General features: G+C 74.3%; 22 protein-coding genes. 4 read left to right on the top strand and 18 right to left on the bottom strand.

Annotated elements, in window-relative coordinates; genetic code table 11:
• Positions 1 to 101 precede the first annotated feature (101 nt).
• Positions 102 to 725 (bottom strand): sulfite oxidase-like oxidoreductase, encoded by a 624-nt coding sequence (locus E1284_RS18045; protein WP_131940357.1) that lies wholly within the window; start codon positions 723 to 725, stop codon positions 102 to 104.
• Between the two features lie 270 nt (positions 726 to 995).
• Here E1284_RS18045 and aroF point away from each other — a divergent pair, with 270 nt between their 5' ends.
• Positions 996 to 2045 (top strand): 3-deoxy-7-phosphoheptulonate synthase, encoded by a 1050-nt coding sequence (aroF, locus tag E1284_RS18040; RefSeq protein WP_131940355.1) that lies wholly within the window; start codon positions 996 to 998, stop codon positions 2043 to 2045.
• Between the two features lie 136 nt (positions 2046 to 2181).
• A complete protein-coding gene (locus E1284_RS18035; RefSeq protein WP_131940353.1) occupies positions 2182 to 3066 on the top strand; it encodes a DUF5954 family protein in 885 nt (294 codons plus the stop codon).
• A gap of 42 nt (positions 3067 to 3108) precedes the next feature.
• Here E1284_RS18035 and thiI read toward each other — a convergent pair whose 3' ends face one another.
• From thiI to E1284_RS18010, 5 genes are all read right to left on the bottom strand, one after another.
• Entirely contained in the window at positions 3109 to 4341 is a 1233-nt protein-coding gene (gene thiI / locus E1284_RS18030) for a tRNA uracil 4-sulfurtransferase ThiI (RefSeq protein ID WP_131940351.1), read from the bottom strand.
• Between the two features lie 104 nt (positions 4342 to 4445).
• Positions 4446 to 5471: a 6-phosphofructokinase gene (locus E1284_RS18025; RefSeq protein WP_131940349.1), complete on the bottom strand. Its 1026-nt coding sequence runs from the start codon at positions 5469 to 5471 to the stop codon at positions 4446 to 4448.
• A gap of 320 nt (positions 5472 to 5791) precedes the next feature.
• On the bottom strand, positions 5792 to 6427 hold the full coding sequence (locus E1284_RS18020; protein ID WP_207923823.1) for a response regulator: 636 nt from the start codon (positions 6425 to 6427) through the stop codon (positions 5792 to 5794).
• Positions 6428 to 6451: 24 nt separating this feature from the next.
• On the bottom strand, positions 6452 to 7600 hold the full coding sequence (macS, locus tag E1284_RS18015) for a MacS family sensor histidine kinase (protein ID WP_243714560.1): 1149 nt from the start codon (positions 7598 to 7600) through the stop codon (positions 6452 to 6454).
• 2 nt (positions 7601 to 7602) lie between these two features.
• A complete protein-coding gene (locus tag E1284_RS18010; protein ID WP_207923822.1) occupies positions 7603 to 8337 on the bottom strand; it encodes a lysophospholipid acyltransferase family protein in 735 nt (244 codons plus the stop codon).
• A 367-nt stretch (positions 8338 to 8704) separates the two neighbouring features.
• Here E1284_RS18010 and E1284_RS18005 point away from each other — a divergent pair, with 367 nt between their 5' ends.
• Positions 8705 to 9553, top strand: a complete 849-nt coding sequence (locus tag E1284_RS18005) for a hypothetical protein (RefSeq protein WP_131940345.1) — start codon at positions 8705 to 8707, stop codon at positions 9551 to 9553.
• A 3-nt stretch (positions 9554 to 9556) separates the two neighbouring features.
• Here E1284_RS18005 and E1284_RS18000 read toward each other — a convergent pair whose 3' ends face one another.
• The 5 genes from E1284_RS18000 to E1284_RS17980 form a co-directional block, all read right to left on the bottom strand.
• Entirely contained in the window at positions 9557 to 10261 is a 705-nt protein-coding gene (locus E1284_RS18000) for an endonuclease/exonuclease/phosphatase family protein (RefSeq protein ID WP_131940343.1), read from the bottom strand.
• 2 nt (positions 10262 to 10263) lie between these two features.
• Entirely contained in the window at positions 10264 to 11232 is a 969-nt protein-coding gene (locus E1284_RS17995; protein ID WP_131940341.1) for an ROK family glucokinase, read from the bottom strand.
• Between the two features lie 158 nt (positions 11233 to 11390).
• Positions 11391 to 11825, bottom strand: a complete 435-nt coding sequence (locus E1284_RS17990) for an SRPBCC family protein (protein ID WP_131940339.1) — start codon at positions 11823 to 11825, stop codon at positions 11391 to 11393.
• Between the two features lie 65 nt (positions 11826 to 11890).
• On the bottom strand, positions 11891 to 12658 hold the full coding sequence (locus E1284_RS17985; RefSeq protein WP_131940337.1) for a metallophosphoesterase family protein: 768 nt from the start codon (positions 12656 to 12658) through the stop codon (positions 11891 to 11893).
• A 43-nt stretch (positions 12659 to 12701) separates the two neighbouring features.
• Positions 12702 to 13397 (bottom strand): copper homeostasis protein CutC, encoded by a 696-nt coding sequence (locus E1284_RS17980; RefSeq protein WP_131940335.1) that lies wholly within the window; start codon positions 13395 to 13397, stop codon positions 12702 to 12704.
• 237 nt (positions 13398 to 13634) lie between these two features.
• On the opposite strand from E1284_RS17980, the gene E1284_RS17975 reads away from it, so the two are divergent.
• Positions 13635 to 15437 (top strand): AMP-dependent synthetase/ligase, encoded by a 1803-nt coding sequence (locus E1284_RS17975; protein ID WP_207923821.1) that lies wholly within the window; start codon positions 13635 to 13637, stop codon positions 15435 to 15437.
• An 18-nt stretch (positions 15438 to 15455) separates the two neighbouring features.
• Here the strand turns inward: E1284_RS17975 and E1284_RS17970 are convergent, their stop codons facing one another.
• The 7 genes from E1284_RS17970 to E1284_RS17940 all read right to left on the bottom strand — a co-directional run.
• Positions 15456 to 16115, bottom strand: coding sequence for an NAD(P)H-binding protein (locus E1284_RS17970; protein ID WP_131940333.1), 660 nt, complete (start codon positions 16113 to 16115; stop codon positions 15456 to 15458).
• Positions 16116 to 16239: 124 nt separating this feature from the next.
• Positions 16240 to 17715 carry a DUF1996 domain-containing protein gene (locus E1284_RS17965; protein WP_131940331.1) on the bottom strand — a complete coding sequence of 492 codons (1476 nt, stop codon included), beginning with the start codon at positions 17713 to 17715 and terminating at the stop codon, positions 16240 to 16242.
• Positions 17716 to 17751: 36 nt separating this feature from the next.
• Entirely contained in the window at positions 17752 to 18384 is a 633-nt protein-coding gene (locus tag E1284_RS17960) for a DUF4142 domain-containing protein (protein ID WP_239067918.1), read from the bottom strand.
• Positions 18385 to 18509: 125 nt separating this feature from the next.
• Positions 18510 to 20021, bottom strand: a complete 1512-nt coding sequence (locus E1284_RS17955; RefSeq protein WP_131940329.1) for an NADH-quinone oxidoreductase subunit NuoF family protein — start codon at positions 20019 to 20021, stop codon at positions 18510 to 18512.
• Entirely contained in the window at positions 20018 to 20875 is an 858-nt protein-coding gene (locus tag E1284_RS17950; RefSeq protein ID WP_131940327.1) for a hypothetical protein, read from the bottom strand. Before E1284_RS17950 ends, E1284_RS17955 begins: the two co-directional genes overlap by 4 nt.
• A 50-nt stretch (positions 20876 to 20925) precedes the next feature.
• Positions 20926 to 23028, bottom strand: coding sequence for a M23 family metallopeptidase (locus tag E1284_RS17945; RefSeq protein ID WP_131940326.1), 2103 nt, complete (start codon positions 23026 to 23028; stop codon positions 20926 to 20928).
• 337 nt (positions 23029 to 23365) lie between these two features.
• Positions 23366 to 24898 (bottom strand): penicillin-binding transpeptidase domain-containing protein (locus tag E1284_RS17940; RefSeq protein WP_131940324.1); only part of this gene is annotated, 1533 nt, incomplete at its 5' end.

The following is a 24898-nucleotide window of genomic DNA, read 5'->3' as shown; positions in this document are numbered from 1 at the left end:
GTAACGTCTACCGTCCCCGGCGGTCCGGCCGTTGGCCATTTACGAAGGTCTCGGATGGGCCACAGCCGGCCACGCGCCCGCGGGCGGGCGCGGCCGGGGCGTCACAGGGGCGGGGACTCGCCCTCGTCCTCCTGGTAGGAGTAGCGCTGCTCCCGCCACGGGTCGGCGACGTTGTGGTAGCCGCGCTCCTCCCAGAAGCCGCGCCGGTCCTTCACCATGTACTCGATGCCGCGGACCCACTTCACACTCTTCCACGAGTACAGGTGCGGGACGACGATGCGGAGCGGGAAGCCGTGGTCGGGCGTCAGCCGCTCGCCGCCGTGGTGCGTGGCGAACATCGTCCCGTCGGCGAGGAAGTCGCTCATCCGGATGTTGGCGCTGTAGCCGTACTCGGCCCAGACCATCACGTGCGTGGCGTCCGCCGCGGGCGGGGCCAGCTCCGCGATCGCCGTGCCGGGGACGCCCTCCCACGCGTTGCCGGGGACGGTGAACTTGGTGACGCAGTGGAAGTCGGCGACCGACCCGACCCTCGGCAGCGCGTCGAACTCCGCCCAGGTCCAGCGGTACTGCCCGCCGGACCCGGTGGCGCCGAAGACCCGGAAGTCCCAGTCCGCGGGACGGAACTTCGGCACGGGGCCGTAGTGGAGGACGGGCCAGCCGCGGGGGACGTACTGGCCGGGCGGCAGATCCCGGGGCTGCGGTGCGGAATGTTCGGGGTGGGTCATGACGCGGCCATCCTGCCATCCGGCGTGAGCTGAGCCATATTCGGGGGCGGTGCGAATGCGCGCACCGGACATCGGCTACGCTTGGGCCCGTGCGCAACGTCGTCTATTTCTTTTGGTACGGCCAGCCCGGGCGGCTGGTCTGCCAGGCGCTGCGCTGACAGACCACGGAACGAGAAGCCCCGGGCCCAGTGGCCCGGGGCTTTCTCTGTTTCAGGGGTCGTCCACGGGATCCACCGGGGTTCCGGGCGAAACAGGAGAGGCAGCACACCAATGGTCGTCGTCATGGCCCCGGAGGCCAACGAAGCGGATATCAAGGCCGTCGTCTCACTGGTCGAGACGGCGGGAGGCGATGCCTTCGTCAGCCGCGGCGTGGAGCGCACCATCGTCGGGCTCATCGGCGACGTCCAGCAGTTCGGCTCGCTGAACCTGCGCGGGATGCGCGGCGTCAGCGACGTCATCCGCATCTCGGCGCCCTACAAGCTGGTGAGCCGCGAGAACCACGGCGAGCGCTCGGTCGTGCGGGTCGGCGGCGTGCCGATCGGCCCCGGCACCATGACGCTGATCGCCGGCCCCTGCGCGGTGGAGACCCCCGAGCAGACCCTCGGCGCCGCCCAGATGGCGCAGGCCGCCGGCGCGACGCTGCTGCGCGGCGGCGCGTTCAAGCCGCGCACCTCCCCGTACGCGTTCCAGGGCCTCGGCGAGGCGGGCCTGCGCATCCTCGCGGACGTGCGGGCGGAGACGGGCATGCCGATCGTCACCGAGGTGGTGGACGCCGGCGACGTCGACCTCGTCGCCTCCTACGCGGACATGCTGCAGATCGGCACCCGCAACGCGCAGAACTTCGCCCTGCTGCAGGCCGCCGGGGAGTCCGGCAAGCCGGTCATGCTGAAGCGCGGCATGAACGGGACGATCGAGGAGTGGCTGATGGCGGCCGAGTACGTCGCCCAGCGCGGCAACCTCGACATCGTGCTGTGCGAGCGCGGCATCCGCACGTTCGAGACCGCGACCCGCAACACCCTCGACATCTCCGCGGTACCGGTGGCGCAGCGCCTCTCCCACCTGCCGGTCATCGTGGACCCGTCGCACTCGGGCGGCAGCCGCGACCTCGTCCTGCCGCTGACCCGCGCCGCGATCGCGGTCGGCGCCGACGGCGTGATCATCGACGTGCACCCGCACCCGGAGACCGCCCTCTGCGACGGCCCGCAGGCCCTGGTGGACGGCGACCTGCGCGAGCTGGCCAAGCTCGTCCGCGACCTGCCTCCGATCGTGGGGCGCTCGCTCACCCCGTCCGTGGCGGTGCCCTCCTCCGTCGCGCCTTGACGGCCCTCGCTCCGCAGTTCCCGGCGATGGAGGGCCGCCAAGGCCCGGAGGAGGAGGGCACCGCGATAAGAACGCGGCGGTAACAAAATGGTCTGGACCATTGGCCGGAACCGGCACGGCGAGGATGATGTCCGGCATGACGATGGGCGATGGTGACGCCGGCGGGCGGCTGTTCCCGGAGGATCTGGACGGTGTCGACCCGGTCGCCGCGGTGATGCTCGCGGACGCGCGCCGCGCCCTGTCCGCCTACCCGGAGCTCGTGGTCGTGGGCGCGCTGTTCACGGCCGCCGAGCTCGTCCCGGGCGGCTGGCAGATCGTGTGCCCGTGCGACCCGCTGCCGCAGGGCGCGCGGGAGCTGCTCGCGGGCCGGCTGGACGACCTCGCGGCGCTCCAGGGCGGCGGGGCGGAGCGCGAGCTGCTCGGGGCGGCGGACCGGCTGCGGCACGCGCCGGTCGACGAGGTCGCCGCGGGCGGCCGGCGGTTCCGGATCGTGCGGATCGAGCAGCTCGTCCGCACCGGCCCGGACGGGCCCGAGCCGCCCCGGCCGACGGACCTGGACCCGCCGCCCGCGGGCCGCGGCCACGACCTGCTGCGCGCGGACGGCCCGGCGTCCGACCTGGTGGCCGCCGAGCTGCTGTGCCAGGTGCTGGACGCGGCCGCCGCGGCGGGCGGCGAGCCGGCCGGGGCGTTCCTCACCCCGGTCGTGCTGACGCCGGTGTTCACGGTGGCCGAGCGCAGCGAGCGGCGGTGGCGGCCGGTCGGCCGGCTGCACGACGCGCCGCAGCAGGCCCGCGACGCGCTGATCACCTACTTCCGGCACGTGGTGCCGGCGGTGGAGAGCCCGGCCGACGCGGACGTCGCCCGGTTCGCCGAGGCGGCGGAGCTGCTGGAGGACGAGACCCGCCGCAACGGCATCGCGGTCGCCGGCCGCCGGTTCCGGATCGTCCGGGTCGAGCGGATCACCCTGATGGGCCCGGACGGCCCCGAGCCGCCCCGCCCGACCGACTTCGACGCCCGCTAGCCCGTCCGCGCACCGGCTCTCCGGGCGCGGGCGGGCTCAGGGTCACGAGGCCGGGTCGGCGTAGGCCGGGCGGTGCTCCTGGACGGAGTCGGCGAGGTGGTCGGCCAGCTCGTCGACGTCCAGTCGCTTCTCGATCCTGCGCAGGTCGTCGATCTTGGCCTTGGTCTCGGCGCGGCGGGGCGCCAGCATCGTGCAGCAGTCCTCGTCGGGCAGCTCGGAGATCGACAGGGTGCGGATGCGGCGCGCCTGGTCCATGATCTCGCTCTTGTCCATGCCGACGAGGGGCCGCAGGATCGGCAGCTCCACGGCGTCGTCCAGCGCGGTGATGTTGGTGAGCGTCTGGCTGGACACCTGGCCGAGCGCGTCGCCGGTGATCAGCGCGGTGTCGCGGCGGCGGCGGGCGAGTACCTCGCCGGTGCGCAGCATCAGCCGGCGCTGCGCGATCACCGCGAGCCGGTCGGCGCCGGACGACTTGATCTGCTGCTGCGCCTTGCCGAACGGGATCACGTACAGCCGCGACCCGCCCTGGAACTTGTCCAGCTCGCGGACCAGCGCGTACGCCTTGTAGATCGACTCGGGGCCGGTGAACGGCATGCCGGAGAAGTGCAGGTAGTCGACGCGCAGGCCGCGGCGCATCATCCGGTAGGCGGCGACGGGCGAGTCGATGCCGCCGGACATGAGCACGAGGGCGCGGCCGCTCATCCCGACGGGGAGGCCGCCCTGGCCGGGCAGGCCGCCGGAGTAGACGAAGACCTCGTCGCGGTCGACCTCGATCGACAGGGTGTGCCGCGGGTCCTTGAGGCTGACGGGCTGGCCGTACCGCCGGGCGACGAGGGCGCCGATGTGCCGGTCGAGCTCCATCGAGGTCATCGGGAAGCGCTTGTCGCGGCGCCGGGACCGGACGGCGAACGTGCCGGTGCGGCCGTCCATGAGCTCCAGGGCGGCGCGTTCGACGCTGGCGACGTCCTTGCCGACCCGCCAGGCGCGGTGCGCCCACACGATGCCCATGACGTCGGTCACCCGCTGGGCGACCCGCTCCATGGTGGCCAGATCAGCACCGGGTCGTCGGATGATGAACACGCCGTGGCGGCGGACGACGTCGACGCGGGCGATCGGCCGGGCGGCCATCCGCACGTTGTCGGCGAGGCGCCGCTCGAACTGCTCGCGGTTCCTGCCCTTGAGGACGACCTCGCCGAGTTTGAGCAGCACGCACGGCTCGCCGTCGACCGGCGGCTGCTCCCGGACGTCCGCCGGCGCGGTGTCGAGCGTGGTCATGCGTGATCCTCCTGGCGGGAACAGGTCTGGGGGTGCGGTTCCAGTGTGGCCCACAGTGGGCAACACCGCGACCCGGAAAGCGTGTTCCCGCCAGGAGGGCCGGGTCAGCCGAAGAAGACCTCGGCCTCGGCGTAGCGCTCCAGCGGGACGGTCTTCAGCTCCTTGGTCGCCTCGTCCAGCCCGACGCGGACGATGTCGGTGCCCTGGAGCGCGACCATCTTGCCGTAGTCGCCGTCCCGGACGGCGTCGATGGCCTGCAGGCCGAAGCGGGTGGCGAGGACGCGGTCGAACGCGGTGGGGGTGCCGCCGCGCTGGATGTGCCCGAGCACGGTCGCGCGGGCCTCCTTGCCGGTGCGCTTCTCGATCTCGTCGGCGAGGGCCTGGCCGATGCCGCCGAGCCGGACGTGCCCGAACGCGTCCTTCTCGCCGGTCTGCAGCTGCATCTGCCCGTCGACGGGGTGGGCCCCCTCGGACACGACGATGATCGGCGCGTACCGGGTCTTGAACCGGCTCTCCACGTACTGGCAGACCTTCTCGATGTCGAAGGGCCGCTCGGGGATGAGGATGACGTTGGCGCCGGCGGCCATCCCGACGTGCAGCGCTATCCAGCCCGCGTGCCGGCCCATGACCTCGCAGATCAGCGCGCGGTGGTGGCTTTCGGCGGTGGTGTGCAGCCGGTCGACGGCCTCCATGCCGATGTTCACCGCGGTGTCGAACCCGAACGTGTAGTCGGTCGCGTTCAGGTCGTTGTCGATCGTCTTCGGGACGCCGACGACGTTGACGCCGTTGGCGTACAGCTCGCGCGCGACGCCGAGGGTGTCCTCGCCGCCGATGGCGATCAGGGCGTCCACGCCGAGGCCGGCGAGGTTGTCCTTGATCCGCTCTATGCCGCCCTCGACCTTGACCGGGTTGGTCCGGGACGAGCCGAGGATCGTCCCGCCGCGCGGCAGGATCCCGCGCACGGCCTGCACGTCCAGGGCCACGGTGTCGCCTTCGAGGGGCCCGCGCCAGCCGGCCCGGAAGCCCACGAACTCGTAGCCGAAGACCTGCACGCCCTTGCGGACGACCGCGCGGATCACCGCGTTCAGTCCGGGGCAGTCGCCGCCACCGGTCAGCACTCCGACGCGCATGCCGTCTCCTTCTCCCGCCACCGGGCTCCTCCCTCGATTCACCTGCTCGGGCCATGGCCGGCGCCCGTCCGGAAAGTCCCGGCGCGCCGCCATTGGTCTAGACCATAGCCGCTGCCGCGGGCGGCGGCATCTCGTTCCACCGACGCCGCGGTCAGCCGGCCGGGCACCGCCCGAAGACCCGGACGTACCCGCTGACCGGCACGGCCACTCCCCCGGGCGTCCGCCGCGCGGCGAGCCGGCGGGGAACGCGGCGGGGGACCCACCGCAATACGACCACCGGACCTCGGCGAGCGCCAGTTCCCGCGCCGCGTCCGGCCGCGCTACTCCTGGTCGAGGCCCTTCTCGATGGCGTAGCGGACGAGTTCGACGCGGTTGTGGAGCTGCAGCTTGCCGAGGGTGTTCTGCACGTGGTTCTGCACCGTCCGGTGGGACAGGACGAGGCGCTGCGCGATCTGCTTGTACGTCAGGCCCTTCGCGACGAGGCGCAGGACCTCGGTCTCGCGGTCGGTGAGGCGGGGCGCGTCGTCGTCCTCGCGGGCGGGCGCGGCGGCGAGGCGGCGGTACTCGCCGAGGACGAGGCCCGCGAGCCCGGGGGTGAAGACGGCGTCGCCCTCGCCGGTGCGCCGGACGGCGTCCAGGAACTCCTCGCGGGCGGCGGACTTCAGCAGGTAGCCGGTGGCGCCCGCCTTCACCGCCTCCAGGACGTCCTGCTGCTCGCCGCTCGCCGACAGCACCAGCACCCGGACGGGCGGATCGGCTGCGGCCAGGTGCCGGGTCACCTCGACGCCGCCGATGTCGGGAAGCTGGAGGTCGACGACGGCGACCTCGGGGCGCGCGGCGGCCGCGATGCGGACGGCGGCGCGGCCCTCGCCGGCGGTCGCGACCACCTCGTGGCCGGCCTCGGCGAGGTCGCGGGCGACGGCTTCCCGCCACATCGGGTGGTCGTCCACGACCATGACTCGCAGGCTCACGCCCCCACCCTAAGCCGGACGAACCGGGCGGCGCGGCACGGTCATCTCGATCTCGGTGCCCTCACCGGCCGCGGAGGAGATCACCACGGTGCCGCCGAGATCGGTCACGCGGCCCCGGATGGACTGGGCGACGCCGAGCCGGCCGTCCGCCGCGGCCTCGTCCAGCCGGCCGTCGGGCATGCCGGGGCCGTCGTCGCGGACGCTGACGGTGACCTCGCCGCCGCCGTCCTCCAGCAGCACCCAGGCGCGGGCGCGGTCGCCGCAGTGCCGCGCGACGTTGTCGAGGGCCGCCGCCACGGCGGCCGCGACCTCGCGGGCGGCGTGCGCGGGCAGCGGCACCTCCGTCGCCGGGGTCGAGACCGTGACGGCCGTGGACGCGTGCGCGGTCAGCAGCGGCCGCAGGTCGGCGTCGGCGTCCGGGACGACGCGCGGCGGCGCCGGGGCGGTGCCGATCAGGGCGCGCAGCGCGGCCTCCTGCTCGCCCGCGAGGCGGCCGAGCTCGGCCGCCTCCCCGCCGAGCTCGCCGCCGCGCCGCTGCACCATGGCGAGGACCTGCAGCACCGAGTCGTGGATGCGGCGGGCGAGCCGCTCCCGCTCCCGGTTCGCCGACTCCAGCTCCACGGCGCGCGCCAGCCGCGCCTCGGCCTCCCGCGCGAGCCGGACGACGTGCCCGACGACGAGCCCGGCGAGGAGCAGCAGCACGATGCCGTTGAACGTGGTGTCGCCGATGCCGCCGCTCGTCCCGGCGATCGCGTGCACCAGCAGGTTCGCCGCGGCGAGGACGAGCGCGGCGGTGAGGCCGAGCCGCCGCCCGCCCGCGACCGCCCACGACAGGACCGCCGCCGCGACCCACGACACCGGGAGCGTGGGGCGCCCGGCGGCGATGTTCGCGGCCGACTCCACCCACGCCGTCGCCAGCACGCAGGCCGCGGCGACGGCGAGGTCCGCGGCCAGCAGCGGCCGGCCGCGCCGGCGCGGGTCGCCGAACGCCAGGGCGGCGTAGCCCGTCCAGGCGGTCATGACGGCGAGGACGGCCCAGCCGCCGGCCGGATGGGCGTAGCCGCCCGCGTTCATGGCGATCACGACCGCGGCGTAGACCAGCGCGAGGCCGCGGTAGACCGCCACGGCCCGCCACAGCGCGGTCTCCAGGCCGAGCACTCCTAGCCCTTGTCGCTCAGGCCGTCGTCGTCCTCCACCGGCCGCACCCGCTTGCCGGCCATCTCCGCCTTCACCTCGGCGGCGTACCGGTCGACGTACTCCTGCCCGGACAGCTCCCGGATCGCCATCATGATCTCGTCGGTGATCTCGCGCAGCACCTCGTGGTCGTCCTCGCGCCCGTAGAAGCGGGAGAAGTCCATCGGCTCGCCGAACCGCACGCCGGGCCGGACGCCGAGCCGCGGCAGCGGCCTGCCGGGCGGCATCAGCTCGAACGTGTTGATCATCGCCATCGGGATCACCGGGACGCGGGACTTCAGCGCCAGCCGCGCCACCCCCGTCTTGCCCCGGTACAGCCGGTTGTCGGGCGCCCGGGTGCCCTCGGGGTAGATGCCGAGCAGCTTGCCCTCGCCGAGGATCCGCAGCCCCGTCTGCAGCGCCGCCTCGGCCGCGTCCCCGCCGGTGCGGTCGACGGGCACGACGCCCACCCCGGTGAAGAACCCCTTGCTGATCAGCCCTTTGATCCCCTTGCCGGTGAAGTACTCGCCCTTGCCGATGAAGAAGATCGGGCGCAGCAGCGGCAGCGGGCCGAAGAAGTGGTCGGCGAACGACAGGTGGTTGCTCACCATCAGCGCCGGCCCCCGCAGCGGGACGTTGCGCCGGCCCTTGTTCCGCGGCCACCAGCCGAGGTACAGGATCGGCGACAGGACGATCCTGAGCAGGATCCAGAACCACAGCATGCGGGCACCTTCCTCGGACCGGCTCCGTCAGGGCGGGCGCGGCCGGTCCTGGCCGACGGGGAGATGATGGGACATCCTCCCACTCCCGGTCTCACCGTTCTACCGGCCGGTACCCCTGATCGGGACGCGGCCCGCGCGGCGGCGGGGGCCCGATTGAACGTAGGCTCTGAACGGTGAATCTCAATCGGGTGCGCCGGGGGGCTTGTCCCACGCGGCGCAGCGAATACCGTGGGACACACGTTTCGGGGTGTCCGGGGGCGCCGCGGTCCGCCGCGCGCGCGACCGGGCACCGTACTGTCGTTGGGGGAGCGGAGGCCGCCATGCCGCTGCAGCCGGCCACGCCGGAGTCGTCGAAGGAGCCGGCCCCGTGAATCGCCGTGGCAATGGCCTGACGGCCGACACCTACGCCCCGCTGGTCGACCTCGCCCCGCACCTGGCCGACGCCATGCTCACGGCGCTCGGCGAGGCCGGGGTGGCCGCCTACGCGACCTCGCCGTCCGGCCTGCCGGACCTCGCCGAGCCGGCCGCCGAACCCGCGCCGGGCGACGTCCTCGACCGGGTCTACGTGGACGTCGACATGAAGCCCGCCGCCGAGGGCATCCTGCGGGTCCACCTCGCCCGGCTCCGCGACGCCTCCGCCCGCGGCTCCGACGAGGGGCGCGCCGAACCCGCCGAACCGGCCGGGCGCACCGGCACCGCCGACCGCGCCGACGCCGGCCTCGCCGGCTCCGGCGGCTCCGCCGACGCCAAGGACGCGGGCGGCCCCGCCGAACTGGACGAGGACGCGATCTGGGCCGAGATCGTCGCCGGATTCGACTCCGGGCCCGAGGGCGACGACGTCCCCTGGCCCGAGGAGGAGAACGTCCGCGAGCCCGCGGACCCCCCGCAGGAGGGCGACGACCGCACCGGCCGGCTCCCCCGGGTCCGGGTGATCAAGCCCGCGGAGACGCCCGAGTTCCCCGCCGACGACGGCGAGGAGGAGCACTACGTGCCGCCCCCTCCCCCGCCGCTGCCGGCCGCCGACCCGCTCACCCGCGGCGCCTGGATCGCGCTGATCGGCGGCCCCGTCTACCTGCTCATCACCGTCATCCTCGACTGGGAGGTCCCCGGCTGGGCCGCCTTCCTCGCCGTCGCCGCCTTCATCGGCGGCTTCGTCACCCTCGTCCTGCGCATGGGCGACGAACCCCGCGACCCCGACGACGGAGCGGTTGTCTAGTGCTCAGCTAGGGACGTCCAGGTCGGCCATCAGGGGGCGGTGGTCGGTCGCCGCCGGGTAGTCGCGTGCGACGGCCTCGTCCGCGGGGACGCCGGCGGCCTCTACCTGGATCGCGGGGTCGGTGAAGACGGCGTCTATCCGGCGGGTGGGGTTGCGGGACGAGAACGTGAGTTCTTCGCCGGCGGGGGCCGTCCCGTAGGCGTCCCGGAAGTGTTCGGTCAGGCGGGTCCAGGAAGCGCCGCCCGGTTCCTCGTTGATGTCGCCGGCCAGGATGACGGGGGCGTCGTAGCGGGCGCGGGCGCGGTCGAGGTGGGTGAGGATCTCCTCGACGTGGCGGCGGCGGGGGCCCTTCTTCAGGTCCAGGTGGGTGCACGCGGCTATCAGGCGGGTGCCGTCCTTGTCCAGGACGGCGATCGCCAGGGCCCGGCGGTGCAGGTCCGGGTCGGGGGTCAGCAGGTGGAACTCGCGGGCCACCCGGCGGACGCGGGGGCCGGTGAGGACGGCGAGCCCGCAGGCCCGCCGTCCCGCCGCGATCTTCATGCCGCAGGCGTTCGCCAGGCGGCGGCGCCTCAGCCGCCAGGCCCCGAAGCGCGGCACCTCCTGCAGGCAGAGCACGTCCGGGGCCAGGGCGCGGACGACGCGGGTCACCGCGGCCGGGTCGTCGCGCAGCGACCGGACGTTGTAGCTCTGCACGCGGACGGCGGCCACGCCTAGACGATCACGTCCTGGAAGGGCCGGACGCGGGCGAGGTCGGCGGCGCCGACGATGCCCGCCGCCGAGCCCAGCTCGGCGATGCGGATGTCGGGCAGCGGGCGGTGGCCGCGTCCGGTCAGCGCGTCCTCGAACGCCGACCGGATCGGGTCGAGGAGCAGGTCCCCGGCGTCCGACAGGCCGCCGCCGATGATGAACGCGCCCGGGTCCAGGATGGCGGACAGGTCGGCGAGGCCCTGGCCCGCCCAGTGCGCGATGGTGCGGAAGCACTCCAGCGCGGCCTTGTCGCCCTCGCGGGCGGCCTGCGACACCTCGGGGCCGCTGATGCCCTCCGGCCGGCCGCCGCCGAGCTCCAGCAGGCGCCCCGCCATCGCGGGCGCCACCCGGGCCAGGTCGCGGGCCTCGTGCACCAGGGCGTTGCCGCTGGCGTACTGCTCCCAGCAGCCGCGGTTGCCGCAGCCGCAGCGGCGCCCGTCCGGGACGACCCGGAAGTGCCCCATCTCCGCGCCGATGCCGAACGCGCCCCGGTAGAGCTCGCCGTTGATGATGATGCCGCCGCCGATGCCGGTCCCGAGCGCCACCAGCACGAGGAAGTTCTCCCCGCGCCCGGCGCCGAACCGGGCCTCGCCCCAGGCGGTCGCGTTGCCGTCGTTCTCCACGACGACCGGCAGCCCGACCAGGCTCTCGACCTTCTCCTTGATCGGCTCGTCCCGCCAGGCGAGGTTCGGCGCGAACAGCACCGTGGCGCGGGCCTCGTCGACGAAGCCCGCGGTGCCGAGGCCGACCGCCGACACCTCGTCGTACTTGCCCTTCAGCAGTTCGACGACCTCGGCGATGGTCTCGGCGGTCTCCTTCGGGTTCGTCGAAGGCGTCGGCCGGCGGACCTTCTCGAGTATCGTCCCGCGGTCGTCGACGACCCCCGCGGCCACCTTGGTGCCGCCCACATCCACGCCGATGGTCAGGGCCATGTAACGCTTCCTCCTCCTCGCGCGCCCCGGCTGGAGCCACTACCCCACTACCCGATACCGGCGGTTTGGCACGGTCCCATGCCCCGCCGCCGCCTCCATCATCCCCCGGCACCGGCGTGCACGGTATCTCCTCTTCGGCCGGCCCCGGAACGGCGCGGTCAGCGCTCCATGTGGCGCTTGAGCCCCTTGAGGGCCGAGTCGATGATCCGCTTCTCGGCCTTGCGCTTCACCATGCCGATGAGCGGGACGCGGACATCCACGGCGAGCTCGTAGGTCACCTCCGTGGCGCCGTCCCGCTCGGCGAGGGCGTAGGAGCCGTGCAGGCCGGTCACGACGCTGCCCGGCTCCACCAGCTTCCACGTCACCCGGTCGTCGCCCTCCCAGGTGTAGGCGAGGCCGACGGTGTCGCTGAACGGGCCGCCGTCGAAGGTGAGCCTGGCGCGCGCGGCGCGGCCGTCCTCGCCGGTCTCCTGCACGGTGAACCCGCGGATGCCGCTCGCCCACTCCGGGTAGGACTCCAGGTCTGCGATCACCGCCATGATCTCGGCCTTCCCGGCCTTGACCGTGGTGGACGAACTCGTGCGGTCGGCCATCTGCGTCTCCCTCCGGCTCCTCGGGCCCGCACCCGGGCCCGCTGTCGTACCGACGACGGTATCCGTCACACCGTGAGGACGTACGGAACGCCGCGGGCGCGGAAGTGGCCGACGTTCACGCATTCGGTGCGGCCGATGCGGGTGCGGCTCGCGAGCGGCTGGTGGACGTGCCCGAACAGCGCGTACCTCGGCTGCGTCCGGCGGATCGCGTCCAGGATCGCCTCGCTGCCCCGCTCGAACCGGCGCGCCACCGTGTCGTACAGCAGGTCGGGGACGGCGGGCGGGATGTGCGAGCACAGCACGTCGACCTCGCCGACGGCCTCGACCTTGGCGGCGAAGGCCTCCTCGTCCAGCTCGTAGGGGGTGCGGTACTCGGTGCGGAGGCCGCCGCCGACGAACCCGAACCGCAGGCCGCCGATCTCGGCGGTCTCCCCGTCCAGGACCCGGTGGCCGTCGCGCAGATGCGGGCCCCACATGCGCGGGACGTCGACGTTCCCGTACGTCAGGTACGCCGGGGACGGCATGGCCGCGAACAGCTCGGCGTACTGCCGGTCGACCGCGCGCTCGATGTGCGGCCACGCGTCGCCCTCCAGCGACGCCCACAGGCCGCGGGAGAACGCGCGCGCGTCGTCGAAGCGCTTCTCGGTCCGCAGCGCGATGAAGCGGTCGGCGTTCTCCTGGCCGAACAGGTCGGCGAAGATCCCCTGCCCGTGGTCCTGGTAGTCGATGAACAGGATCAGGTCGCCCAGGCAGACGAGGGCGTCGGCGCCGTCGGCGGCGCTGCGCAGCGCGTCCGCGCGGCCATGGACGTCGCTCACCACGTGGATCCGCATGAACCGACTGTAATAGGGCGGACCGCCCGGAAAGGCGGGCGGGTCAGCCGGTGGCCGCGGACACCAGCGAGCACCACTCCCGCACAAGCGCGGGGTCGACGGGTGCGTCCCAGGCGCCGTCCGGGCGGACGGCGGTGCCCACGTGGAAGGCGGTGACCCCGGCGGCGGCGAGGACCGCGACGTGCCTGCGGCGCAGCCCGCCCCCGGCCATGATCATCCCGGCCGCGTCCGGGTCCTCGGTGGCCCGCCGGACCAGCACGTCCACGCCCGCGTCGACGCCGCGCGCCGACCCGGCGGTGAGGACGGTGTCGAGCCCGCCGCCGAGGTGCCGGACCGTGCGCCACGCCTGGACGGGGTCGGCGGCGTGGTCGAGCGCGCGGTGGAACGTCCAGGGCAGCGGGGCGGCGACGGCGGCGAGCTTGCCGGTGGCGGCGGCGTCGATCTGGCCGGCGGAGTCGAGGAAGCCGAGCACGAACCCGTCCGCGCCCGCGGCGGCGAGGTCGGCGGCGGCGCGGCGGAGCCGGTCCAGCTCGGCGCCGGTGGTGCGGAAGCCGGCGTTGGCGCGCAGCATCACCCGCATCGGCAGCGTCGCCGCCGCCCTGATCGCGGCGACCAGGTCGGGGTCGGGGGTGAGCCCGTCGGCGGCCATGTCGGCGACGACCTCGATCCGGTCGGCGCCGCCGTCCTGCGCCGCCCGCGCGTCGTCCGCGGTCAGCGCGATCACTTCGAGCAGCGACATGGCGATCCCCCGAACGGTTCCCGTTGTGCGACCGGGTCAAGAGTAGGCGACGCGCGGCCGCCGCCACGGGACGGCGGGCGGTCTTTGCCGTGCCGTTAACCCGGGCGCCGTGCGGTCCGCGCGCCGGCGGGCATGGTCACGTGACGGGCGAAATCCCTACTCATGGGTATCATTCGTGTGCGGAGAAGCCTCCGCAGACTTCCCGCCGATCTGGAAGACCGACTACAGGAGTGGGCCGTGCGCGAGTTCAGCGTCCCCGCGATGGTGGAGGTCCCCGACTCCGCCAATCTGACCGACGCCCCCTTCACCAGGGCGGCCGAGGAGCCCGGCACGATCGTGGCGCGCCGCAGGACCGGCACGGGCGAGGGGGGCGCGTGGAGCGCGGTCACCGCCGCCGAGTTCGCGGCCGAGATCACCGCGGCCGCCAAGGGCCTGGCGGCGGCGGGCATCGAGGCCGGCGACCGGGTGTGCCTGCTGTCGCGGACGCGCTACGAGTGGACCGTCCTCGACTACGCGATCTGGACGGCCGGCGCGGTCTCCGTCCCCATCTACGAGACCTCGTCCGCCGAGCAGATCGAGTGGATCGTCGGCGACTCCGGCGCCAAGGCCGTGTTCGCCGAGACCGCCGAGCACGAGGCGCGGGTCGCGGAGGTCCGCGGCGCGCTGCCGGGCCTGGCGCACGTGTGGGGCATCGACGCGGGCGGCGTGGACGAGGTCGTCCGGCTCGGCGCGGACGTCGGCGACGACGTGATCGAGGAGCGCCGCCGGTCCCGCACGGCCGCCGACGTCGCCACGCTCGTCTACACCTCCGGCACGACCGGGCGCCCCAAGGGCTGCGAGATCACCCACGGGAACCTCGTGTCGACCGCCCGCAACGCCGTGCAGGGCGCGATCGCCGAAGTCGCCGTGGAGGGCAGTTCCACGCTGCTGTTCCTGCCGCTCGCGCACGTGTTCGCGCGGCTGATCGAGGTCGCGACGATCGAGGGCGGCATCGTCCTCGGGCACAGCGACATCCCGAGCCTGCTGCCCGACCTCGCCTCGTTCCGGCCGACGTTCCTGCTCGCCGTCCCGCGCGTGTTCGAGAAGGTCTACAACGGCGCCGAGCAGAAGGCCGCGGCGGACGGCAAGGGCAAGGTCTTCAGGGCGGCGGCCGAGACCGCCGTCGCCTACAGCCGCGCGCTCGACGCGGGCGGCCCGGGGCTCGGGCTCAAGGCCAAGCACAAGGTCTTCGACGTCCTGGTGTACGGGAAGCTGCGCGCCGCCGTCGGCGGCAGGGTGCAGTACGCGGTGTCCGGCGGCGCCGCGCTCGGCGAGCGCCTCGGGCACTTCTTCCGCGGCGTCGGCATCACGATCCTGGAGGGCTACGGCCTCACCGAGACGACCGCGCCCGCCAGCGTCAACCGCCCCACCGCCATCAAGATCGGCACGGTGGGCCGGCCGATCCCGGGCGTGGACATCCGCATCGCCGACGACGGCGAGGTTCTCGTCCGCGGCATCAACGTCCTGCGCGGCTACTGGAACAACGAGGCCGCCACCAAGGAGGCGCTGGAGGACGGCTGGTTCCACACCGGCGACCTCGGCTCCCTCGACGAGGACGGCTTCCTGCGGATCACCGGCCGCAAGAAGGAGATCCTCGTCACCGCGGCCGGCAAGAACGTGGCGCCCGCGCCGCTGGAGGACCGGCTCCGCGCGCACCCGCTGATCAGCCAGTGCCTCGTCGTCGGCGACGGCCGCAAGTTCATCAGCGCCCTCGTCACGCTGGACGAGGAGGCGCTCGGCCCGTGGAAGGCCCAGCACGGCAAGTCCGAGGCGATGAGCGTGGACGACCTGCGCCGCGACCCCGACGTCATCGCGGAGGTCGAGGCCGCGGTCGCCGCCGCCAACAAGTCCGTCAGCCAGGCCGAGGCGATCAAGAAGTACGTCATCCTCGGCGTCGACTTCACCGAGGAGGCCGGCCACATGACGCCCAGCCTCAAGGTGAAGCGCAACGTCGTGATGAAGGACTTCGCCGGCGAGATCGAGTCGCTCTACACCGCGTAGGGCGGCTCGCCGGGCGGGTCAGCGGAGGGAGGCGACGGCGTCCTCGACCGGGGTGCCGCCGTTCAGCAGGTCGAGCGTGCGGCGGCGGACGCCGGGGGCGTCGAGCAGCGCCACGATGACCGCCGCCACGTCGTCGCGGGTCACCGCGCCGTGCCCGATCGGCGGCTCCTCCAGCCGCACCAGCCCGGTGCCCGGGTCGTCGGTGAGCCCGCCGGGGCGCAGGATCAGCCAGTCGATGGCGTCGCGGTCCCGCAGGTCGTCCTCGGCCTCGCCCTTGGCCCGGATGTAGGCGTCCCAGACCTCGCCGCGCCCCGGTGCCGCCTTCTCGCCGGCGCCCATCGCGGAGATCTGCACGAAGTCGCGCACGCCGGCGCGCTCGGCCGCGTCCGCCGTCAGCACGGACGCGGCCCGGTCGACGGTGTCCTTGCGGGCGGCGCCGCTGCCGGGGCCCGCCCCGGCGGCGAACACGACGGCGTCCGCGCCCGCCAGGTGGCCCGCGACCGTGGCCGTGCCGGCGGCCTCCAGGTCGCACACGACCGGCTCGGCGCCGGCGTCCCGGACGTCGGCGGCGTGGCCGGGGTTGCGGATGATGCCGCGTACGGTGTCCCCCCGTGCGGCCAGCAGCCGGGCCAGCCGCAGCGCGATCTGCCCGTGCCCGCCCGCGATCACAATGTCCATGCGGCGATCGTAGGCCGCCGGGGCGCCGGACGCGCGCGGACGCGGCCGGTGAGGTCCGCCCTCACCGGCCGCGTCCGCGGGATGCGCCCCGGCCGCCCGGACCCGTCCGGGCGCGGGGACGGGGTCAGCGGCGCTTGCCGGTCGTGCGCGCGCCCTTGTTGATGGCGGTGACGGCCTGCTGCATCAGCTGCTCGCCCATCACGTTGATGAAGTCGCCGTGGTCGGTCACCGGGTCGTGGCCCGACTCGGGGAAGCTGTCCAGCGCGAACGCGAGGGGCTTCGCGGGCACGTCGTAGGCCAGCGTCATCCGCAGCTGCGGGATGGCCTTGAACCCCTGCGGGCAGGCGCCCGTCCGCGCGTCGGCGAACGCGACGTGGTCGCGGTGGTTGGCGCTGTCGGTGTTCTGGCCGTCCCAGCAGCCGGGGAAGTTCAGCACGCGCTCCACCTTGCTGCCGGAGGGGCAGAGCGGGTACTTGTCGGTGAACGCCCGGTTCTCGAAGCCGCTGCACGTCCAAGACGCGTGGGCGTTCTTCAGTCCGTTCTTCACGGCCTTGGCGTCACCCGTCGCGATCCGGATGAACTGCGGCGCCGCGGTCACCTTGCCGCGCGGGTTGCCGAGGAACTGGAGCTTCACGCTGGACGGGGTGACGATGCTGCCGACGTTGCCGTCCGCGGTGCTCTGCTCGGCCCGGTCGGAGTCGTCCTGGCCGTCGCGGAGCCGGATCACCGGCCAGAAGTAGGCCGACTTGTCGCCGTTGGTGCAGGTCGTCCCGGCCGCGGCGAACGTCTCGTCGGTGGAGAAGGCGTTCGTGTCGAGGTTGCCGACGTAGTCGTGGATGTGGTGCGCGCCGTTCACGACGCCGGGCGCCGCGAGCACGTTGTCGGGGTTGCTGTGCGCCTGGCCCTCGTTCACGCCGCACTCGGACGCGAACACGCCGGTGGACGCCTGCCGGGTGCGGCGCGGCTGCCGGACGCGGGGCGCCTTGCGGATGTCGACGAACTGGTCGGCGCGCAGCTCCGGGTTGGGCGGCGCCTGATCGCCCTGGTCGCCATTGCCCTGGTCACCGTTCTGACCGCCGTTGCCCTGGTCGCCGTTCTGGCCGTTCCCCTGGTCTCCGTTCTGGCCGTCGTTCATCTGGCCGCCGTCGCCCATCTGACCGCCGTCGCCCATCTGGCCGCCGTCATTCATCTGGCCGCCATCGTTCATCTGGCCGCCGTCGTTCATTTGACCGCCGTCGTTCATCTGGCCGCCGTCGTTCATCTGGCCGCCGTTCTGCTGGCCGCCGCCCGTGCCGTCGGTCGGCTGGGCGGTGGGCTCGGCGGTGGGCTGCGCGGTCGGCTGAGCGGTGGGCTGACCGTAGTTCTGGCCGCCGTTCTGCTGCTGGCCGCCGTTGTTCTGCTGCCCCCCGCCCTGGAGGTTGGGAATTCCGGAGCCGGCGTTGCCGTCGGCCGGCTGTCCCGGATAGGCGGCGGGACTGGCGGTCTTGGCCGGCTGCGGGCCGCCCGGCTGCGCCACGGCGCCGGGGGTCTCCTGGCAGGCCGTCGCGGCGAGGGCGAGCGCCGGGATCAGCACGGCGAAGGCTTTCTTCTTTCGTCCCATGGAAGAGTGCTCCCTTTGCGGGGTGGGATGTGTGGGTCAGTGCAGCGCGCGCCGGGGAACCAGCCCGGTGCTCTCCAGCAGCGAGATATGCGTGTTCACGAATTTCATTCCGCTTTCAATGAACGTCCGCATCACGGTGTTCTCGGTCTGCGCGCGGGCCTTGGCGAGGAGCTGGAACACCTGCCCGTGCGCGGCGCGGAGCCGCAGCACGAAGGTCTTGTCGTAATCGGCGCCGAACTTGCCCGACATTTCTCTCAACCAGCTCTTCTGCGACCCGTTGGGCTCGACGGGCAGGAGCACGCCCAGCTGCTGCGCGACGGCGCGGGTGGCGGCGTCCAGCTGCAGATGCTGGGACGCGATGATCCCGGCGACCTCGCGCACCCGGGGGGACGCGGCGCGCTGCTGGGCCTGCTGGCCTGCGGGCATCTCCCACAGGTTGGCCTGCCTGACCTTGACGAGCACCGTCCTGTCCAGGGCGCTCAACCGTCCCCACTTGGTGTTCACGGTGCCGCCGAGGCTGGCCGCGCCGCTGGCGGGGACGCCGACCGGATTCATGAAGACCACGAATGCGGCGGCCCCGGCGGCGACGACCGTCAGAATCAGGAGGAGACGCCCTCTGACCGGACGCGGGATCCTGCGCACTCCAGCCATTCCGTATGCCTTCCCCATGATTACCTTCCTCCTCTCAGAATGTTTTCGACGGACACGACGCGGGTCTGGCCATCAATACGCACCGCGTTAGTACGAGGGTTCAACGGTGTCCACTTCTCGTCATTTTTTTCTACACCCGTGCTTCATCGCCGCGACGGCGCCCCATGGACGCCGTCGACGACGCGAAGCGCCAGTGCGGGGCACATCGCGACCGCCTTCTGCACGTCCTTCTCCATCCACGCGGGAATGTCGGTGCCGAGCACCACGGGGAAGCCGTAGCGGTCGAGCTGGATCAGCTCGGGGACGAGGTAGGCGCACAGGCCGTGCCCGTCGCACCGGCTCCAGTCGATCGCTATCCGCCCCTCCGAGCCGTCCGGCACCGGGAGCGGCAGCACCCCGTAGGTCGACAGGCCGCAGCCGCCGCCCCACCGGTGCGCGTCGATGTCGGCGCCGAACGCCTCCATCGCCGACACCACGAACCTGGCGGTCCCGTCTGGGTGGGTGCAGGCGCCGCGGCCCCGGCCCACGGCCGCGGCGCGGCGGACGTCCTCCACCGTCCCGGCGCCCTCGGTGAGCGCGTTCAGCGACCGGACGACGTCGGGCAGCCCGAGCCGGCACGGCCCGCACTGCCCGGACGACTGCGCCGCCATGTAGGAGGCGATCCGGGTGACCTCGCCGAGCGGGCAGGTGCCCTGGGTGAGCGGCAGGATGATGCCGGCGCCGACCGTCCCGCCGACGCGCCGCATCCCGGCGCGCGACAGCACGGCCCGCGGCACCGCGGCCGGGTCGAGCCACATGCCGTGGTACCCGCCGACGAGCACGCCCGGCGACGGCGGCACCCGGCAGTGGTCGAGGACGGTCTGCAGCGGCGTCCCGTACGGCGCCTCCACGACCTGGGTGCCGCCGATCGTGAGCAGCGTGGTGCCGGGCTCGTCCTCCGTCCCGGCCGAGGCGTACAGGTCGGGGCCGAGCGACACCAGCACCGCGAGCTGCGCGAACGTCTCGGTGTTGGACAGCAGCGTCGGGAAGCCGTCCACCCCGGAGTCGGACGCACGGACCTTCACCCCCGGCGGGATCGGCGTCTCCCCGTTGATCGCGCGGATCACCGCGCCGCTCTCCCCGGAGATGAACCGCTCGGTCAGCCGGACGACGCGGGCCGGCATCCGCCGCTCGCTGATCGCGGCGCGGACCGAGCGGGCCGCCTCGTCGTCCTCGACCGCCACCACGATCCGCTGCGTGCCGAGCGCGGACGCGGCGATCTGCGCGCCGTCCAGGACGAGGTGCGGGGCGCGGCAGAGCAGCACCTTGTCCTTGGAGCTGCCCGGCTCGCCCTCCGCGCCGTTCACGACCACGACGACGTTCTCGCTGGCGCCGCGCTCGTCGGCCCTCTCGCCGGGCAGCAGCGCGGTCTGGTCGGCGGTCGGGTGCTTGATCCGCGCCGCGACCGCCATCAGCTTGCGGGCGAACGGGAAACCGGCTCCGCCGCGTCCCCGCATGTCGACCTGCTCGGCCATGCGGACGAGGTCGTCCAGCCCCGGCGCGCGGAGCTTGCCGTGCACCGCCAGGTGCCGGTCGATGTCGAGCCGGTCGAACCGGTCGAACCCGAGCGTCAGGCGGGGGCCGCCGATGCCCGAGACGGTGACGGTCGACGTCATCGCATGACCTCGGTGTCACGGCCCTGCCCGGTGACCGGCAGGCCGCGCAGGTCGGAGACGGTGCGGCGCGGGTCGTCGTAGCCGTCGTCGTGGCCGTCCCGGTCGCCGAACCCGCGGCCGCCCGAGTCGCGGGCGGCCGCGGCGGCGCGGCCCTCCTCGTGCTCGCGCGCCGCCATCTGGCGCCGGTAGCGGGCGCGCCCGGCGCCGTCCGGCAGCGTGAACGCGTCGACCTCGTCGCCGGCGCGGGGCACGTCCCGCGGCTTGATCACCACGATCATGCGGGTGACGAGGGCCAGCACGACGAGCACCACGCTCATCACGTAGCTGAGCACCACCCAGTTCGCGGCGGCGCGGCCGGTGATGAGGCCGTGCACGATCGCCATCGGCCAGGCGATGTAGGCGAGCACGTGCATGGACCGCCACATCCAGGTCTTGCCGCGCACCGCGAACCGCACCCGCACCATCCCGGTGACCAGGACGAGGACCATCAGCTCCGCCGCGATCGTGCCGAGCCCGACGGCGCCGCCGTCCGGGACGACGATGTTGAGCGGCTGCGCGAGCCCGTTCATCACCTTCACCGAGACGTGCGCGGCGAGCATCGCCGTCGCCACCACGGCGGCGGCGCGGTGCACCGCCTGCGCGAGCACCCGGTGCCGGATCTTCAGGATCAGCCGCTCGGTGGCGAGCAGCCCGCACATCACGGCGGTGGTGTAGGAGACGAGCGCGAAGACGCCCGCGTAGAAGTTGAGGAAGTACTGCACGTTCGCGACCGCGACCGCTCCCGGCGGGGTCGCCGCGCCGACGAGCACCAGCACCGCGCCGGCGAGCACGGCGCGCAGTGCCCAGGCGGGCACCGCGGGATCATCACTGCTGCGAGTTCGCACCGTTCGGACTCCTCTTCTTCCTAGGTGGCGGCCGGCGCCGGAGCGGCGGCCGTTCCCGCGCCGTCCGCCGGCGAGGGGCTGGGGGACGGTGACGGCGGAGCAGGTTCCTCGTCCGCCGCGGGGACCGGGCCGAGGTTGGCCATCAGGCCCCCGGGAAGCACTTGGAGGGCGCCGCGCTCGGCGAACCCGAGCAGCGGCTCGGCGCGCTCGCGGAACGTCCAGCCGCCGATCTCGGCGCCGTCCAGCGGGACCGCCCCGCCGCCGCCGCGCAGCGCGAACCCGACCTCCGCGCGGGGCGCCGCGGCGCCGCCGCAGGGCCGGGCGGTGCCGGTGCGGCCGATCGCGTCGCCCTGCTCGACGACGCTGCCGTCGCGCAGCTGCGGCACGCTCCGCAGCCCGTAGTAGGTCGTCGCGAGGCCGCTCGGGTGGATCAGCATGACCAGCGCGTTGCCGGACGCGTTGCCGCAGAACCGGTAGAGGCGGCCGGTGCCGGACGCGAGGACGCGGCCGTCGCCGCCGGAGAATGCCAGCGAGCCGAGCGGGCGCGGGGACGCCGCGCCGTCCGAGGTCGTCATCGCCCAGACCTGGCCGATCTTCCACGGCAGCATCAGCCGGTCGCCGGCCCGCGTCCCGTTGACCAGGGCGGCGGCCTGCGCGGCGGTGACCGACCCGTACTTGCCGAGCAGCCGCATCTCCGACGCCGACATGACGGCCGCGGGCACGTCGGCGAGCAGGGCGGCGAACGCCTTGCCGCCCGACAGCCCGACCTGCCACTCCTTGCCGGTCCAGTGGGCGGCGTAGAACGCGACCTCCGGGTTGGCGGTGCTGGACGCCGGGACGGGGATCGCGGACGTGCCGAACACCCACGTCCGGTCGGCGCTCGTGCGGGTCGCGCCGACGATGGGCGGCTGCGCGGGCGCGGCGCCGTAGGCCTGCTGTGCGGCGGCGCCGCGCTCGTCCAGGGTCAGCTTCCGCACCTGCGCGGCGAGCACCCGCAGGCTCGGTCCGTTCCCGGTGGCGCCCGGCCCGCCGCCGGCCGCGGGCTGCTGCGCACCCGGCTGCCGGGGCTGCGCCGGCGTGTCCGTGCCCGGCTTCGGCGGCTGGATCGCGCGCTCCGAGCCGACCGGGCCGCCGGTCCCGCCGAGGGGACCGCCGTCCAGCAGCGCCCGCTCGGCGATGCCCAGCAGGGACAGCCCGACCGCCGTGGACAGCACGATCGCGCCGATGCTCATCTTGTCGGCGGGCCGCCGCCCGCGCCGCGGCGTCGCCTTGGGTCCGGGACGCGGCGGTGCCTGATGCCGGGACGCCGCACGGCCCGGCCGGCGGCTCTCCGCCCGCCGCTCGGCCCGCGCCCGCTCCGACCGCCTCCCCCGCCCGAGCCCTTCAGCACGCGCGTCGAACCGCGCCGCCCGCGCATCGGACCCCGCAGTGCGCGCATCGGACCCCGCAGTGCGCGCGTCGAACTGCCGCGTGCGCGCATCGGACTGCCGCGTACGCGCATCGGGCTCCGCCGTCCACGCGTCGATCTTGCTGGTACGCGCGTCCGCCTGTCGCGTGCGGGCGTCGAACCGGCTCGTGCGGGCGTCCCGCTGTGCCGGGCGGGGGGTCGCCGGCGGTGTCGTGGGCATGTCGGACCGCGTCGCGCGGGAGTCGGACGGCGGCGGGGTGCGCACCGCCGAACCAGGCGTGCGCGCCTGCGGCCCGGGTGTGCGCGGGCCGGGGCGCTCCGGGCGGGCGTCCGTGCGCTCGTCCGTGCGGCCGGTCCGGCGGTTGCGGGCCTCGAACGGGTCGTCCCGTCCCGAGCCCCGGTTCCGCACGCCGAACGGGTCGCCGCGCCCCTTGCGCCGCTTGGCGGGCGGCGGCTCCTGCGGCTCCTGCCGCGCGCGGGCCCTGCCCTCGAGCCGCTTCATCTCGCGCCGGCTCGGCTCCCGCCGGGACGACTTGCGCCCGCGCTCGGACCAGTCCGCCTGCTCCGACCACCAGGACCCTTCGGGCCACTGGGGCTCCTCGGACCAGCTCCCCTGACCGGAGGCCGGTCTCGATGAGGGGCGCGCGGGCGTCTCCGCCCACGACGAAACATGCGTGTTGCTCCGGGACGCATGCCCGTTATCGCGTCGCGCCATGCCCTCTCCTGTGGAGGAGACGGAGGGCTCGGCGAACGCCGGTGGTTCCGTGCCGCCGGGCTCGTCGCCCGGCGGCGGTTCCGCTGAGACATCACGGGTCCGCGGTGTCGGAGCCCGCTCGCTCCCACCGCGTTCCCCGAACGGATTCTCGGCGAACCCGCTCGATCACTCCGGGAGCATACGCCCCACGGGCCACGCTGAGGCGAATTGGCGCAAAAAACCCGGAGAAGCCTTATCCCGTGGGCGTTGTGCTCACCAGAGCAGTACGCGGGAAAGCCGCGGCACGTTCACCTGCCCGGCGATGTATTCCAGCACGCCGGCGCCATTGCGCCGGCCGTCAGTCCGCGGCCTTCAGGAAGCGGGCGGCCAGCGGCGCGGCCACTTTCGGACCCGACCCCCCGGCGTGGACGAAGACCGCGAAGGCGACGTCGTGCCGGTAGCCGATGAACCACGCGTGCGTCCCGCCGGCGGACTCGGCGGTGCCGGTCTTGCCCGCGGTCCCGTCCGGCAGCCCCGCGCCCGCGGCGGTGCCCTCGGTGACGACGGCCCGCATCATCGTGCGCAGCGTCGGCGCCCCGGGCACCGGGCTCGGGTCCGGCGTCCGGCCGCCGCCCTCGCGGACCACCTTCTTCGGCACCAGCCGGGGCGAGCGCCACGAGCCGTCCGCCACCGCCGCGGCGACCGACGCCATCAGCAGCGGGCTCGCCTGGACGCGGCCCTGCCCGATCCCGTCCTCGGCCAGTTCCGCGCCGCTCCGCGGGTCCGGGACGCTCCCGTCGGCCGCGTCCATGCCCGGGGTCAGCGTGGCGCCGAACCCGAACCGGCGCGCGCTCGCCAGCAGCTTCGCCGCGCCGAGCCGCTCCACCGCCAGCCGCGCGAACGTGGTGTTGCAGGACGCGGCGAACGCGCCGCGCAGCGTCGTCCGGCCGAGCGCGTGGTCCTCGTCGTTGCGGATGGTGCGCTGCGCGGTCACCACCGACGCCGGGCAGTCGGCGCCGGTCCCCGCGCCCGCGCCGTCCGCGATCAGCGCGCCGGCGGTGACCACCTTGAACGTCGAGCCCGGCGGGTAGAGGCCGGTGACCGCGCCGCGGGCGCCGAGGCCGTCCGCCACCGCGAGGACCTCCCCGCTGGACGGCCGGACGGCGACGATCGCGGCCTGGCCGGGGGCGGAGCCGGCCGTCTTCTCCGCGGCCGCCTGCAGCCGCCGGTCCAGCGTCGTCCGGATCGTGCGGCCCTTCCCCCCGCCGAACAGCTTCACCCGCTGCGGCGGCCCGCCGCCGTCCCGCAGCACGACCGCCCACCGGACCTGCTCGGAGTCGGCGTCGAGCCGCTCGACGATCCCGGCGAGGTAGGGCGCGAGCAGGCCGTCCTCGTCGAGGGCCTGCCCGTCCCGCGCGACGAGCCGCACCGCGGGGGTGCGGACCTGCCCCATCGTCCACCGCCCCGACCCCTTCAGCCCCGGATAGAGCGTCGCGGGCGTCCACAGGACCTGCCACCGGCCGCCGACGCGCCCCAGCCGGAGCACCGACGCGAACGACCATTCGCCGTGCCCGGCCAGCGAGCGGGTGACGGTGAAGTCGGCGCGCGCCGCGTCCCCGGACCGGACGACGGGCCGCGGCTCCAGCAGGACGCTGCTGACCGCCAGCCCGAGCGACAGCGCCCGGTGCTGCGCGGCGAAGTCGGTCGGCGGGTCGGCGACGAGCTCCCGCATCTCCTCCAGGTCGCCCCGGGACCAGGCCTGGAAGTAGCTCGCGGCCACCTCGTCCGGGCCCTTGCTCCGGGCGCGCCGCAGCACCCACCCCGCGGTGAGGCCGCCGGCGAGCACCACCGCCAGAACGGCGGCCAGAACCACCAAGCCACGAGACCGCAT

It is taken from the genome of Actinomadura bangladeshensis (assembly GCF_004348335.1).
Taxonomy (GTDB): domain Bacteria; phylum Actinomycetota; class Actinomycetes; order Streptosporangiales; family Streptosporangiaceae; genus Spirillospora; species Spirillospora bangladeshensis.
This window is presented reverse-complemented; position numbering and strand designations above follow the sequence as displayed.